The following is a 14,196-nucleotide window of genomic DNA, read 5'->3' on the forward strand; positions in this document are numbered from 1 at the left end:
AAGAATGAGGTGCGCCCCAAAAGCTTCGCCAGCAGGCTCGCTCCCACAGGTTGAATGCATTCCAAATGTGGGAGCGAGCCTGCTCGCGAAGGCGTCAGACCGGTTTACATCAAACCTCGACGGGCACCGACAACTTAGGGCTGCCGAGCGCATGGCTCTTGGCATCAAAAAACCGCAACTCAACGCCCGTGCCTTCGAACACCTGCGCGTAATGCCGCTTCTGATGCTGAACGAACGCCGCACTGCGCGGGTAAATCGAGATCGCCACAGTCTTCGGTTTCGCCAAGCGCAGCGCCCGAACGATGTGCGCATCCTGCTCGCCCAAGGCATGGCCAAAGATGCACAGACTGCCGCCATGCCCGAGCAACTGCTCATAACAGAACGACAGGTAATCCGAACTGCGAATAGTCTTGAGCTTGTCCGCACTCGGTCCTTCGGTGACGAACAGCGGCACGTCATCCAGTGTCTTGATCGTGTTGTTGATCGCAAAACTACCGAGCAACGTGCCTTCGGTTGAAGTCAGTTTGCGCGCCGTGCCGTCCTGATTGCGCACCAGATGCAGACCGCCGTGCAGGTACAACAGGCGCGGTTTGTCGGTGGCAGTTTCGCTCAGATCAAAACTCGCATTGGCGCCGTTGAACAGATCGTCGATGGCGTCGCTTTGATGTTGCAGCGCCCAGTAATTGAGCAAGTCGTAGTTGGTGGTGAACACGGTGCGATAGCGCGCCAGTTCTTCGTTCAACGTCACCAGCGTCGAAGGCTTCACCAGTCGCCACGGAATGTGCACGGCGTGCACGGTGTTGATCAGCGCTTCCTTGATCGCGTAGTAACGATTGCGCGGCGCCGCCGAGCTGACAGCCAACGCCTTGTTGACCCGGCTGGTGGTTTTCAGTGCGCCGAGTACCTGCTCGAAGCTGCGCGTTTGCATGGCGTCGAACACCGCCAGTTCCGACGGGCTCAGCGGTTTTTCTTCGACGGTGCGGGCGTTTTCAAACAGCGAGTCGTAGCCGAAGTCGTCCCACACCGCACGGCTGGCGCCATTGCCTACCAACAGACCGTTGAAGTCGGTCGCGGCGCGCAGAGTGTTCCAGTCTTCGAGGCTGGCGTCGACATCGAGAAAATCGGTCATTGCGTAGGCGGTCTCAAAACAAAGGGGCTGATGGACGGCGACTTTATCACGAGCCGGCATTGAGCCAGATCAACATCGCTCGTGACCGATCGGTCGATGCTGTGTCTATCCGCCGAACCGGAGCAGTCGATTCGGCCCCTGTCAGGAGATGCGCGCATGACCAGCACTTTTTTCATTCCGGCGGTAAACATCATGGGCAACGGCTGCCTCGATGAAGCTATGGTCGCCATTCGCAACTACGGTTTTCGCAAAGCGCTGATCGTCACTGACACGGGGCTGGCCAAGGCTGGCGTGGCCACGATGGTTGCCGAGAAACTGGCGATGCAGGACATCGATTCGGTGATTTTCGACGGCGCCAAACCGAACCCGAGCATTGCCAATGTCGAGTCGGGTCTGGGGCTGCTAAAGGAAAGTCGCTGCGATTTCGTCGTCTCGCTGGGCGGCGGTTCGCCGCACGACTGCGCCAAAGGCATTGCCCTGTGCGCGACCAATGGCGGGCAGATCCGTGATTACGAAGGCGTCGATCAATCGAGCAAGCCGCAACTGCCGCTGATCGCGATCAACACCACCGCCGGCACCGCCAGCGAGATGACCCGGTTCTGCATCATCACCGACGAATCACGGCACGTGAAAATGGCCATCGTCGACCGCAACGTCACACCGCTGCTGTCGGTCAATGACCCCGAGCTGATGGTCGCCATGCCCAAAGGTCTGACGGCCGCCACCGGCATGGATGCGCTGACCCACGCCATCGAGGCGTATGTCTCGACTGCCGCCAATCCGATCACCGACGCCTGTGCGCTGAAAGCCATGACCCTGATCAGCAACAATTTGCGCCTGGCTGTGCGTGACGGCAGCGACCTCGCCGCGCGGGAAAATATGGCTTACGCGCAGTTCCTCGCCGGCATGGCCTTCAACAATGCCTCGCTCGGCTACGTGCATGCGATGGCGCATCAATTGGGCGGGTTCTACGACTTGGCCCATGGCGTGTGCAACGCGGTGCTGCTGCCTCATGTGCAGACGTTCAACGCGCTGGTGTGTGCCGATCGGCTGACCGATGTTGCTCACGCCATGGGCGCCGACATTCGCGGTTTCAGCGCCGAAGAGGGGGCGCAGGCGGCGATCAATGCGATCCGCTGCCTGGCCAAAGATGTCGAGATTCCCGATGGCCTGCGCGAATTGGGCGCCAGACTCAGTGACATTCCGCTGCTCGCCAGCAATGCGCTGAAAGACGCCTGCGGTCTGACCAATCCTCGGGCGGCGGATCAGCGCCAGATCGAGGAGATTTTTCGTAACGCGTTTTGAGCGGTTACGACGGGGTCAGCCCTTGCCCTCAGAGGTCACCGTAAACGTTCGAACACGGCCCCAATCTGACAATTTTCCATTGATATTGTGAATGGCGGATATTCGATACCTGCCTTCCTTCAGGGGGAGGGTAGGTTGAGTATGCCATTGCTTTTCGCTGTCGACGTCGGCTCTGGCAATCTCCAGGTCGTTGTCCAAATCGATAATGCTAACGATGCCAGTGGGCTGCGTGACATCGCCATAAAAGTCCGGAACGGCATCTACCTCGGCTTCTTCCTCCGGTTCCATAACGACCGGAATGTTGATGGGGGGCCGCAAGTGCACCTTGTATTTGCGCTCCTCACTCCAACCTGACTCGACGCCTTCCACCTCCTGGCGGGCTTTAATCCCATGCTCCCCCGAGGACTGGGCTCCGCTGAAGCTGAACGCCCATCGTCCATTTTTGCTGACCTGTCCTCCACCCAGCGAATGCGTCTCTTCAATGTCCCAAACCTGCACCAGAGCACCCGGTATACCGCTGCCGAGAAACAGTGTTGCTACCCCCGTGTTCTTGTCCTTTTCGGGGTACGTGATGGTTGGGGGCGGGACAGGTTGCGTGTTGGGCTTGTCGGGAGTGCTCATTGTGTTTCTCGTTTCAGGCTGATTTGAAACGAAACACTGGCACGGCGTGTCCCGTTTCGAACCTGTAAAAACTACCAGTTTTTTAGCTTTTTTTGCTTGATACGCAATTTCATTTTCTTCTAAAAAACTGTCATTTCTGTCAGTTGTCCGGCGTAGCTACTTCGGATCGAATGCTCTGACAACGGGGGTCGACGTCGATCTCTCAAGGAGCACACGAACATGCCGAAAGCCACAGCACCCACAGTATCGAAAGCCCCCAAAACAGCAAAAGCACAATCAGCAGGAGAGCTGGATGATCGCTTTGGCCTGCGCACGCTGAATTTTCCCGGAGCGAGCAAGACCATTGGTCATGGGGTGGCGATAACGCCGTCAGGGCAGATCATGGTCAGCGCAACCGTTGAGGTATCAGACCTTTCGTACTACGGCCTGGCGCGTCTGGATACCAATGGCAATCCAGATCCGGGCTTTGGTAATGGCGGCTATCTTCGCGGCCGATTTGGCAATGGTCTGCTCTCGCAAGCCGGACAGTTGATCGTGGATGCAACCGGCCGGATCTACCTGTGCGGCGTGATTGGCGAGAGCAAAGACACAGCCATCGAATACCAACAGGTCATCGCTCGATTCATGCCCGACGGCTCGCCGGATACCGGGTTCGGCGACGATGACGATGACCATAAAAGCGGTTATCGGATTGTGCCCACGCGTATTCCTCTGCTGACAGGTGCCACGGGTGGCGGTCTGATTCTGGCGAAGTCCACGCCCCTGGCGGCGGAGCCGGACAGGCTGCTTTTCGTGACCTCGCAAAAGGGCAGTGGCTTGCTGACGCGCTTCCTACTGGATGGCTCCGACGACTCATCGTTCGCTGCCAACGGCTGGATTGTCCTGACGCTTAAGGGGGTGGCAATTTCATTGCGAGGGATCATCCAACTCGACGATGGGCTTATTCTGGTGCATGGCAAAACGGAAATAACCAATCAGGGATTGGTCATGGCGTTCGACAGCAGCGGAAACGTCGCAGAGGCGTTTGGCAACAAGGGGACATTGCTGTTGAACCTTGAACAGGATGACAAGCCGCTCGAAAGCTCGGTCGAGCAGGTCATTGTGCAAACGTCAGAGCGCTTGCTCTTGCTCGGTTCGGCGGTCGAAGCGTCGGCAGGGGACAAATTCCAGCACGCGTTTATCAGCGGCATCACCCACACCGGCGAAAAGGATGAAGCATTCAATGGCAAATATCCGGTTATCACCCCTGCGACAGGGACCCTCGATCTCAGGAGCTGGACGGAAGGGTTCGCCCTGGATGACAGCGCCGGTCATCGAATCGTCACGGTTGGACAAATCTCGGGGGGCACACGAGGTTTACTGACGGGAGGCTTTTTGGCAAATGGCGCCGTGGATCCGGCATTCAACGTCGAGGGTGCGGCGCAGATCGAGTGGCCTGCCAAGAGTGCCTGTATGCAGAATTCATCGGTGCTGGTCTTGGGGAACAGAAATGGCAGGGTGCAACTGATTCGCTTGCTTACCGCATCGGTCAGTGATCTGTGAAATCCCCCCGTCGGTTGATTGGCAGAACGGCAATCCTCCGAGATCGGTGGCCTGCTGTGACGCGTTCGCAAACAAGCCCGCTCCCACATTGAAATTCGATCCCCTGTGGGAGCGAGCCTGCTCGCGAAGACTGACTTCCAGACACTGAAAAACATCGATTCAAACGATCATCCAGCAGCCACTGTATTCTTCTCAAACACCCCGCCAAACTGAATCAACACCACTCCGGCAATCAACAACAGCGCGCCCGATACCCGCGATACCGTCAGTTGTTTTTCAACCAGCCCGAACCACCCGAAGTGATCCAGCGCCATCGACGCAATGACTTGCCCTGCCAACGCCAGCGCGACAAACTCTGAAGCGCCAAGCTTGGGCAACAACGCTACCGCCAACGCAACAAAACACACACCAAACGCACCACCGGCCCACATCCACAATGGCGCCTTGCTGATAAACGCCAACGACGGCAACGGCAAACGCAACGCCAGAATCACCGGCAGCAACACGATCACGCTGACCAGCAACGACGCCAATGTCGCCCACAACGGATGTCCCAGCCCACGCGCAAGATTGCTGTTGATCGCACTCTGAAACGGCACCACCGCCCCGGCAAACGCGGCCAGCACCAGCAAACCGGCCCACTGCAACGTACTCATGTTCATCACTCCAAGAGGTTTTGCTGGACTCTAGAGTATTCGTCGAGCAGATTTAAATTCCGTTTCGTCATCCAGTACATGCATCAGATGAATGATCTGCGCCGTATCGACCTCAACCTGTTGGTGATCCTCGACGCCCTGCTCAGCGAGCAGCACGTCACCCGCGCCGCCGAGCGTTTGCACCTCAGTCAACCGGCGGTCAGCCATGCGCTGGCGCGGTTGCGCGACCTGCTCGGCGATCCGCTGCTGGTGCGGGCCGGCTCGACGCTGGTGCCCACCGCGCGAGCGCTGGAACTGGTCGCGCCGCTGGCCGAAGCGCTGGCTCAGGTGCAATCGCTGCTGGCGCCGAACGCCTTCGATCCGGCGAGTGCGCGCAGGACGTTTCGCGTGGCGATGTCGGACTACGGCGCAGCGATCATTCTGCCTACGCTGATCCGCACCCTGCGCCGGGAAGCGCCGGGCATCGACCTGCAAATCAGCCATGCCAGTCGCGAAGGCATGCTGGAAGGCGTGCTCAATGGCGATATCGATGTCGCCGCCGGCGTCTTCCCGGAAATGCCCCACGAACTGCGCAGCTCAGTACTGTTTGAAGAGCGCTACGTCTGCCTGCTGGATCGCCAGACGTTGCCTGTCAACGGAGTTCTGGATTTGCCGACCTACCTGTCACGTCCACATGTACTGCTGGAAATGCGCGGCAGCGGCACGCCGGAAATCGAGCGCGCATTGACGTCATTGCGTGAGCGTCGCCGCGTCGCGATCAGCCTGCCGCACTGGAACGTCGCGCCGCAGTTCATCAGTGGCACGGATCTGATTCTTACGGTGTCTTCACGCAGCGTGCGCGAGCTTGATCAGCGCGAACTGATCGTGGTGCCACCGCCGTTCGAGATTGCGCCATTCACGTTTGTGCTGGCGTGGCATAAGCGGCGGGGCGGGGATCAAGCGTTGAACTGGTTGAATCGGACGATTGAGGAGGGGATAGTGCGCGGCTGAAAAGGTACAAGGAGAAGGAAGTGACAGTGAAGTCTGGCTGGATCGGGTGTGCGGTATTGTGCGGGTGGTTGCTGGCGGGGCAGGCATTGGCCGATTGCACGCCACCCGCGGTGTCGGGAAACTGGGACTTTGGCCAGTGCAAGGATTGGCCTGCTTATCCAGGGCTGACCATCTCTTTGCTATTGAAGTTTGAGCCGGATCCAGTTGACACCGATGGCGATAAGATTGGCTCTTACGATTTGGGTTTATCCGTTTTATCAGCAGACGACCCAACCCCCATCGCCACTTACCATCAACCTGTTGCATTTTTTTCTGATGCGTTCGCGCTGGATAGCGTGCAGATCGACACCGCGCGCTACAAACTCACGCCTGAACTTCGTGCTTTTGGTATTCGGGCAAATTTCAAAGGCTCGTCTCGCGTTAATCCATTGGATGAAACCGTGCTGTCGCTCTATGTGAAAGAGGGAAGCAAACTGCGTCCTGTGTTGGATCGATTAGTGGTTTACCGCTTCAGTGGTGAATGGGACGGCAATTGCGCGGGAGAACGCGCGACCACTGTTCGCACCATCGAAATGGGTAAAACCAGCTCTCATGGTTTTGCCGACCTTGTCGTTAAATCAGTCACCACCGGTCTCGTCGGAGAAGGATCGCCTGACAATTGCGAAATGAAGACTACGAACGACAAGCCCGTGCTGACCACGCTCCGCTACGACGGAAAAGCGTACGTCCTGCCGCAAGAATTCAAAGGCCTTTAACCGGCCTGCTTAACCCGACTTTTATCAAGGAAGAACAATGCTCACGCCCACCAGACTCCTTATAGCCCTCAGTATTCTGGCCCTCGTTCCTCAAGCCCAGGCCGCTTGCCAGACCAAAGACTTCGACGGCAAATCCCTGTCGCGCTGCAAAGTCTGGCCGGCCGTGCAGAGCCAGGCGATTTCGGTTAAATCCACTTACCTTGCCGACGCCGGCGACGATGAGGCCGGGGTGTTCGATCTGGATCTGTCGATCGTCAATGCGAGCACTTACAACCCCATCGTCACTTACCGTAAACCGGGGGCTTACAACTCCGATGCCGTGCGCTTTGAGGATCTGCGCATCGACACTGCCCGTTATCGACTGGCGCCGGAGGTTCGGGCTTTCGGCTTGCGTTCAAAGTTCGCGCACAGTTCCCACGCCATTCCCTACGAGAAAACCGATCTGGCGCTGTATGTTCGCGAAGGCAATGAGTTGCGTCCGGTGCTGGAGGGCTTGGTGGTTGCCAAGAGCAATGGCGAGTTCATGAATGATTGCGAAGGCTACACAAAGACGATTCGCCGAACCGTCGAGATCGGCTCTTCCAGTCATCATGGTCTGGCCGATTTGATCGTCACGACCAGCGGCAGCAAAATGAAAAACACCCAGTCGGGTAAAGAGTGCGTTTCCAATACCACACGTCTGAAGCAAAAACAGATCACCCTGACCTACGACGGCCAGCAATACATCGTCCCCGAAGACCTCAGAGGTTACTGACCGCATGCTCACCGGCCTCAACCACTTGACCCTCGCCGTCGGCGATTTGCAGCGCAGCCTGGCGTTCTATCGCGATGTGTTGCAGCTGCGCGTCGAAGCCACGTGGGACGCCGGTGCTTACCTGTCGCTGTCTGGGCTGTGGTTGTGTCTGTCGCTTGATCCGCTGCGTTCAAGCGAACCGTGCGCCGATTACACCCATTACGCTTTCAGCCTCAATGCAGCCGATTTCTCAACGTTCGTAGCAAGGCTAAAAGCGGCGAATGTGCAGGAATGGCGCGATAACCGCAGCGAAGGTGCGTCGTTCTACTTTCTCGATCCCGACGGCCACAAGCTGGAAATTCACGTCGGCGATCTCGCTTCACGGCTGGCAGCGTGTCGGCAAAAACCGTACGCCGGCATGCGTTTTTACGACGAGTCATGATCAGACACATTTGTCTGTTATAGACTGGCGGCCACGTGTTCTGGCGCTTGCAGGTTTTCCATGACTCCATCGTTGCTAATGGCCGTGCTGGCCTAGGGTTTCATTTACGGCATCACGCCCGGGCCGGGGGTGCTGGCGGTGTTTGGCATCGGTGCAGCCCACGGGCGACGGGCCGGGGCGGGGTTTCTTTGCGGGCACCTGCTCGGTGATGTGGTCTGGTGCAGTACGGCGCTGATCGCAATTGTCGGCGCCCGGGAAATCGGCAGCACCGCGTTTGATGTGCTCGGTGTGCTCAGCGGTTTGTACTTGTTCTGGCTCGGCTGGCGCGCGGTGCGCGCCCAGCGTCGCAACGGTGACGAACCGCAGGGCGCGGCGCGCAATCCGTTCTGGCACGGCATTCTGTTCGGCTTGACCAATCCCAAGGCCTATCCGGTGGCGGTCGCGACCTTCACCGCGCTGTTGTCGAGCCGCGCCGAACTGCTCAACTGGTCGATGCTGCCGGCGTTGATTGCCCTGAGTTTCCTCGGCGGCCTGCTGGCCTACGCTATTCTGATTGGCGTGGTTGGCGCGCAACGGGTTCGCACGCTGTATCAGCGTCATGAGTTGCTTATCACCCGCTTGTGCGGCGTGATGTTTATCGGTTTTGCCATCAACGCGCTGGTGCATGCACTGCCGGGGCTGATGCCGAACAAGGCTTGAAAATGTGTGCAGGGAGGCGCAATAAAAAGGTCAGGGATGGTTGATCAGTGCTGCATTGTCCGGACACCCACGCTGAACCATGGAAAGCCGAAATTCCGCGCCGTTGGCGAGTTTTATCGATTTGTTGCTGGACGCCGTCTGCGCGGTCGACAAGCAGGGTCGCTTTGTTTTTGTCAGTGCCGCTTGTGAGCGTGTTTTCGGATATTCGCCTGAAGAGTTGATCGGCCGGCAAATGATCGAGCTGGTGCACCCGGCGGATCGGCAGCGCACTCTCGCAGCCGCAAACGAAATCATGGGCGGCGAACCCAAGCTCAACTTCGAAAACCGTTACCTGCGCAAGGACGGCAGCGTCGTGCATATCCTCTGGTCGGCGCGTTGGTCGGAAGTCGATCAACTGCGCATCGCCGTGGCGCGCGACATCACCGAGCGCAAACAGGCCGAATCGCGCCAGGCAGCGTTGTACGCGATTTCCGAAGCGGCGCATGCGGCGGAAGATCTGCTGGCGCTGTTCAAGCGTATTCATCTGATCATCGGCGAATGGTTGCCAGCGATGAATTTCTCCGTGGCGCTGTACGACGAGCACTGCGCACAACTGAATTTTCCTTATCACGTCGACGATCACGAATTGCAGCCCGAGCAACCGGGCACCGTCACCGGACGCCTGTGCGCGGAAGTTATCCGTAGCGGCCAGCCGATTCTTCTGACGCCGGACAGTGCAGATTCCCCAGCCGATTTCGCCGAACTGGTGGCCGGGCAGAACGCGCCTTGCTGGCTCGGTGTGCCGTTGAACTCGAAAAACGGCACCATCGGCGCCTTGATCGTCAAAAGCCTGCCCGGCGGCGAGCGCTACACCGAGCAAGACAAGGAACTGCTGCAATACGTTTGCGCCCAGGTCGCCACGGCCATCGAGCGTCAGCAATTGCACGCCCGCCTGCGACGTATGGCGCAGTACGACCAACTGACGCAGCTGCCCAATCGTGAATTGCTGCGCGATCGCTTGAAGGCTGCGTTGGCCAGCGCGCGCGAGCAATCCGGGCACATGGCCTTGTTGTATGTCGATCTGGACCGCTTCAAACAGGTTAATGACACCTTTGGTCACGCCGTCGGCGACATGCTCCTGCAAACCGTAGCCAATCGCCTCAAGGGCTGCGTGCGGGAAACCGATACCGTGGCCAGAATCGGCGGCGATGAATTTGTCGTGTTGCTGCACAGTGTCCAGGTCTCGGAAGATGCTGACGGCGTGGCGGAAAAAATCCGACAGGTGCTGGTGCAACCGATGCGTCTCGATGGCCACAACCTGCACATCGAACCAAGCATCGGCGTGGCCCGCTATCCAGAGCACGGCAGTGAAGAACAGCAACTGTTCCGCCATGCCGATCAGGCGATGTACGCCGCCAAACGCTTGAACCATCACGCGTTGAATAGTTGATCCGGGGCCGCCGTTCGTCGCAGCGACTGCAATTTTTCTAAACCTTTGCCGGCCAGAAAATTCTCAATCTAGGCGGGCACCTGCTCGCCACGATCATTACCAAGAGGTAGAGAATCATGCCTAACTCAAGAAACTCGAACTCGGGAAACTTCGCCAACGATCGAACGAAGGCCTCTGAAGCAGGTCGCAAAGGTGGGAAAACCACCACAACGACCGTCGACAAAGAGCCAAAACCAGACATGGGCCGCAAGCCCGCTCAGAAATCGAAGTAGTCGGTGAAGGTAGTTTTGATTGAGAGGCGGGGGCGTAAGCTCCCGCTTGAATTTTGCAAGTAAGGAGGGCGCGACCATGAGCCGAATGGCCACCCGTATACGCACCATGAGTTTTGCATCGCTATTGGGCCTCTGTGCCAGCAGCGCTTTTGCCCAGTCGCCCGCCGATTTCATCAACGATGCCTCGGCCAAAGGCATGGCCGACATCGAGGCCAGTCGTCTGGCCCACAGCAAGGCCGAATCGAAAGAGGTCAAGGACTACACCATCGTCGTCATCAACGACCGCACGACGGCCAACCAGCACCTGGCGAAAATCGCCAAGAAACTTGACCTGCCCGTCGCGCCTCGTGAAGAGCTGGCCGACAAGGCCAAGGAATTGATGCCGCAAGTGACCGACGGCGCCTCCTTTGATCAGGCCTACGCCGCCAGTCAGGTCAAAGCCACTGAAGAGGCCATCGAGCAGATTCAGCAGGAAGCGCAGACCACCGACGTGCCGGAGATCAAGGCGTTTGCTGACGAGACCTTGCCGAAACTGCAAAGCCATCTGGAGATGGCTCGCCAGTTGCAGGCCAGCCGCTAATCAAGAGCAAAAGATCGCAGCCTTCGGCAGCTCCTACTCAATCCCTGTAGGAGCTGCCGAAGGCTGCGATCTTTTGCTTTCAATCCTCAACACTCATTTAAATCCTGCTTCGACTTACTCTTCTCGCCCAATCCCTCAAGATTGAACACCTCACCCTCGCCCAGCGAGCGGTAGTGCCTGCGCAACGCCTCCAACTGCTTCAGATCCAGCGCCTCCAGCCCAAGCATCGCGTTCTGCGCCTCTTTGGTCACCAAGAGCAACTCATCGATCTTCAAATGCAGAATATCGGTATCGCGGTTCTGCGTGTTCTGGATCAGGAACACCATCAGGAAGGTGATGATGGTGGTCGAGGTGTTGATGATCAGTTGCCAGGTGTCGTTGTAATCAAAGATCGGCCCGCTCAAACCCCACAACCCGATCAAGATCAACGCGCCCATGAAGGTCTTGGGACTACCGGCCACCATCGCGAGCTTCTGGGAGATTTTTGCGAATTTCATAGCCGTGTTCCTTATTGGGGGAGTGCTTGAAATTCAGACATTGGCGGCGTTATGAAAATTCTACTGATGTGCAAGATGTCCCTGAAAAACCGGCCTCACGACCGGTTTTGGCATTGGTACTCTAAACCTCGAGTTCGACGTCGACGGTCCAGTGGAAGTAACCCACCACCTCACACTGCTGATTGACCAGCATGAAACTCAGTTCGCATTGCACATCGCCAGGTTTCTTCGGCGTGCAGGTCCAATAGTGGTCGTCAGCTTTTCGACTGCCCAGCGTGGTCGGGTCGTCCGGGTTGGGGGCGGGCACCGTCAGGTTGGTATGAATTTGCAGGTTCGGTTCGGAAAGCACACCGCTGTCAGCCACGGTCATGCGGTACACAACCACACTGTGTTCGGCGATCAGGCTGACGGAGCGTCCACGAACGTGCAGGTCGCAGCCAGTTTCGACCTGGATTGTTATTGAGCTGTCATTTATGACTATTTCTTTCGGATTGTTACCAGTTGCGAAAAAGATAAAACCATCGGTAATGCTCGTCGGCGCGGCGGCGTCCAGACTTGGATTTGGGTAATGCTTCAGTACTGATTCGGCATCGACGATCAGCAACACGTTGTGTGCGCTGCTAACGCCGGATGAGGGCGACGGGATCGGTTCGCTGGTCATCATGGATTCCTTTCATGATGTTGGCACAAAACGACAGCCGCTTCGGTCAAGGCAACACTTCCTGTTCCGGCCGCAGCGGCAGCGGATCGGTTGAGCCCCTTGTCACCAAAGGGCTCGACACATCATCAGTTATGAATGGAGATGAACGGATCCCACGAACAGCAGCCGATGATCTGGCAGTTGCGATCGACGATCAGGAAGTGGAAGTGATAGGTCACGCGACCACAGTCGAGGGTTTCGGATGACCAATAGTGGTTGTCGACTTTCTGGCAGCTTGGTACGGATGGATTGCTCGTGTTGGGCACAGCAACGCACGCTGTGGCCTTGCGCGGCGAGGGCGGCGAGATCAGGTTTTCTCCGGCGTTGGGGACGAATTTGTAGAAAATTACCGCCTGTTCGAAGCTCTGCGACAGGCTGGTTTCACGCCAGCGGATCAGATCGCCGACCTGAGCCTTGAGATCCAGTTCGCCACCGGCCTGACCACTGACGACGTTGTCCTGATTGGTGACCATGTACACATGTTTCCAATCAATCAGCGTTGGGTTCTTCGGATCCTTGCTGATGTTTGGATATTTTTTCAGAATGGTTTCGGTGTCGATGGAAACCAGAATATCCGTCACTCGAGACATGGTGATGCTCCTTTTTCATAGTGAACGTCGGACTGCAATCCAGGCACGACGACGCTTGCTTGCCGTATGGCTTTTGCGAGCACACTACTGGGGGGAACCCACTGATCACGAGAAATGAACAGGCCGTGCTCCTTGCACGAAATCGACTGATTCGGGTTCCTTCCGATTGCCGCTCCTTGACTATAGGTATGATTTTTTAGCTGTCAAAATCGCTTTTGTCTGGCTCGACGGACGGTCACCTGATTTATTAGAACCAACCCATTGGCGATAAGCCGATGGGTTGGTCCGACACCCTTTGCAATTCAGTCGCTCTGGAACTGTTTGCTGTGCGGCCTGTATCGTGACGAACCGCTGGTATGTCCCGACAGGAGAACGCAATGAGTTGGTCCGCCAAACAATACGTCGCTTTCGAAGATGAACGCACCCGCCCGGCCCGCGATCTGCTCGCCGCGATTCCTACGCCTGAAGCGCGAACTGTGGTCGATATCGGTTGCGGTCCCGGCAACTCGACGGAGTTGCTGGTGCAGCGTTTTCCCGGGGCGAAGGTCAGCGGGCTGGACAGCTCGGCAGACATGATCGACGCGGCTCGCAAGCGCTTGCCGGATTTGCAGTTCGAGGTGGCCGAGATTGATCAGTGGGCTGATGCCGGGCCGTTCGATGTGATCTTCGCCAATGCCGTGTTGCAGTGGGTGCCGGATCACGCGACGTTGTTGCCGGCGTTGGCCAGCAAGTTGTCGGCCGGTGGCAGCCTGGCGATCCAGATGCCGGACAATCTCAATGAATCCTCACACCGCTTGATGCGTGAAGTCGCTGCTAATGGTCCGTGGGCGAGCAAGCTTTCCGGCGCTGCGGGGCAACGTACCGACATGGCCAGCGCCAGTGATTATTTCTCGATGCTGCGACCACACTGCGCGCGGGTCGATGTGTGGCGTACGACCTATCACCATCAGTTGTCTGGCGGTGCGGCGGGAGTAGTGGAGTGGTTCAAGGGGAGCGGGTTGATTCCGTTTTTGAGTCCGTTGACCGAGGCGGAAAAGGCGCAGTATCTGGAGCAGTATCTGGCGGAGGTTGAGAAGGCTTATCCAGCGCTGGCGGATGGCTCGGTACTGTTGCCATTTCCTCGCTTGTTTATCGTCGCGACGCGCTGAAATAAATTGGCCCACTCACCCCAGCCCTCTCCCGAGGGAGAGGGAGCCGATTGGTGTCGCTTGCAAAACCTGAGTTCGACTCGATTTCGCACGTCGGCGTAGCTCGTA

General features: G+C 57.6%; 17 protein-coding genes. 11 read left to right on the top strand and 6 right to left on the bottom strand.

Going from position 1 to position 14,196, the window contains the following annotated elements; all coding sequences use genetic code 11:
- Positions 1–109: 109 nt before the first annotated feature.
- Positions 110–1,129 carry a DUF4917 family protein gene (locus PMI23_RS26770; protein WP_007911507.1) on the bottom strand — a complete coding sequence of 340 codons (1,020 nt, stop codon included), beginning with the start codon at positions 1,127–1,129 and terminating at the stop codon, positions 110–112.
- Between the two features lie 156 nt (positions 1,130–1,285).
- Between PMI23_RS26770 and yiaY the strand changes: the two genes are divergently transcribed.
- Positions 1,286–2,434, top strand: a complete 1,149-nt coding sequence (gene yiaY, locus PMI23_RS26775) for an L-threonine dehydrogenase (protein ID WP_007911504.1) — start codon at positions 1,286–1,288, stop codon at positions 2,432–2,434.
- A gap of 15 nt (positions 2,435–2,449) precedes the next feature.
- Here yiaY and PMI23_RS26780 read toward each other — a convergent pair whose 3' ends face one another.
- Positions 2,450–3,055, bottom strand: a complete 606-nt coding sequence (locus PMI23_RS26780; RefSeq protein ID WP_007911502.1) for a hypothetical protein — start codon at positions 3,053–3,055, stop codon at positions 2,450–2,452.
- A 219-nt stretch (positions 3,056–3,274) separates the two neighbouring features.
- Here PMI23_RS26780 and PMI23_RS26785 point away from each other — a divergent pair, with 219 nt between their 5' ends.
- The gene (locus PMI23_RS26785; protein ID WP_007911500.1) at positions 3,275–4,597 is read left to right on the top strand and encodes a hypothetical protein; all 1,323 of its coding nucleotides are present in this window, start codon (positions 3,275–3,277) and stop codon (positions 4,595–4,597) included.
- Positions 4,598–4,764: 167 nt separating this feature from the next.
- Here PMI23_RS26785 and PMI23_RS26790 read toward each other — a convergent pair whose 3' ends face one another.
- Complete coding sequence (locus PMI23_RS26790; protein WP_007911498.1) at positions 4,765–5,253, bottom strand: DMT family transporter; 489 nt, start codon at positions 5,251–5,253, stop codon at positions 4,765–4,767.
- A 78-nt stretch (positions 5,254–5,331) separates the two neighbouring features.
- Here PMI23_RS26790 and PMI23_RS26795 point away from each other — a divergent pair, with 78 nt between their 5' ends.
- The 8 genes from PMI23_RS26795 (at position 5,332) to PMI23_RS26825 (ending at position 11,153) form a co-directional block, all read left to right on the top strand.
- Positions 5,332–6,243 carry a LysR family transcriptional regulator gene (locus PMI23_RS26795; RefSeq protein WP_007911496.1) on the top strand — a complete coding sequence of 304 codons (912 nt, stop codon included), beginning with the start codon at positions 5,332–5,334 and terminating at the stop codon, positions 6,241–6,243.
- Between the two features lie 20 nt (positions 6,244–6,263).
- A complete protein-coding gene (locus PMI23_RS26800) occupies positions 6,264–6,998 on the top strand; it encodes a hypothetical protein (RefSeq protein WP_007911494.1) in 735 nt (244 codons plus the stop codon).
- A gap of 37 nt (positions 6,999–7,035) precedes the next feature.
- The gene (locus tag PMI23_RS26805; RefSeq protein WP_007911492.1) at positions 7,036–7,752 is read left to right on the top strand and encodes a hypothetical protein; all 717 of its coding nucleotides are present in this window, start codon (positions 7,036–7,038) and stop codon (positions 7,750–7,752) included.
- Between the two features lie 4 nt (positions 7,753–7,756).
- Positions 7,757–8,173, top strand: a complete 417-nt coding sequence (gene fos, locus PMI23_RS26810; protein WP_007911490.1) for a fosfomycin resistance glutathione transferase — start codon at positions 7,757–7,759, stop codon at positions 8,171–8,173.
- Between the two features lie 102 nt (positions 8,174–8,275).
- Positions 8,276–8,872, top strand: coding sequence for a LysE family translocator (locus PMI23_RS26815; RefSeq protein ID WP_238539569.1), 597 nt, complete (start codon positions 8,276–8,278; stop codon positions 8,870–8,872).
- Between the two features lie 79 nt (positions 8,873–8,951).
- Positions 8,952–10,301 (top strand): sensor domain-containing protein, encoded by a 1,350-nt coding sequence (locus PMI23_RS26820; RefSeq protein WP_007911486.1) that lies wholly within the window; start codon positions 8,952–8,954, stop codon positions 10,299–10,301.
- 116 nt (positions 10,302–10,417) lie between these two features.
- Complete coding sequence (locus PMI23_RS29600) at positions 10,418–10,573, top strand: KGG domain-containing protein (protein ID WP_007911485.1); 156 nt, start codon at positions 10,418–10,420, stop codon at positions 10,571–10,573.
- 76 nt (positions 10,574–10,649) lie between these two features.
- Positions 10,650–11,153: a DUF4142 domain-containing protein gene (locus PMI23_RS26825; RefSeq protein WP_007911484.1), complete on the top strand. Its 504-nt coding sequence runs from the start codon at positions 10,650–10,652 to the stop codon at positions 11,151–11,153.
- Between the two features lie 86 nt (positions 11,154–11,239).
- Here PMI23_RS26825 and PMI23_RS26830 read toward each other — a convergent pair whose 3' ends face one another.
- The 3 genes from PMI23_RS26830 to PMI23_RS26840 all read right to left on the bottom strand — a co-directional run bounded on the left by PMI23_RS26830 (position 11,240) and on the right by PMI23_RS26840 (position 12,940).
- Positions 11,240–11,650: a low affinity iron permease family protein gene (locus PMI23_RS26830; RefSeq protein WP_007911483.1), complete on the bottom strand. Its 411-nt coding sequence runs from the start codon at positions 11,648–11,650 to the stop codon at positions 11,240–11,242.
- A gap of 121 nt (positions 11,651–11,771) precedes the next feature.
- Complete coding sequence (locus tag PMI23_RS26835; protein ID WP_007911482.1) at positions 11,772–12,311, bottom strand: AidA/PixA family protein; 540 nt, start codon at positions 12,309–12,311, stop codon at positions 11,772–11,774.
- 125 nt (positions 12,312–12,436) lie between these two features.
- Positions 12,437–12,940: an inclusion body family protein gene (locus PMI23_RS26840; RefSeq protein WP_007911481.1), complete on the bottom strand. Its 504-nt coding sequence runs from the start codon at positions 12,938–12,940 to the stop codon at positions 12,437–12,439.
- A gap of 377 nt (positions 12,941–13,317) precedes the next feature.
- On the opposite strand from PMI23_RS26840, the gene tam reads away from it, so the two are divergent.
- The gene (gene tam / locus PMI23_RS26845) at positions 13,318–14,088 is read left to right on the top strand and encodes a trans-aconitate 2-methyltransferase (RefSeq protein WP_007911480.1); all 771 of its coding nucleotides are present in this window, start codon (positions 13,318–13,320) and stop codon (positions 14,086–14,088) included.
- Positions 14,089–14,196: the final 108 nt, after the last annotated feature.

The sequence above is a fragment of the Pseudomonas sp. GM24 genome, from assembly GCF_000282235.1.
GTDB lineage: Bacteria > Pseudomonadota > Gammaproteobacteria > Pseudomonadales > Pseudomonadaceae > Aquipseudomonas.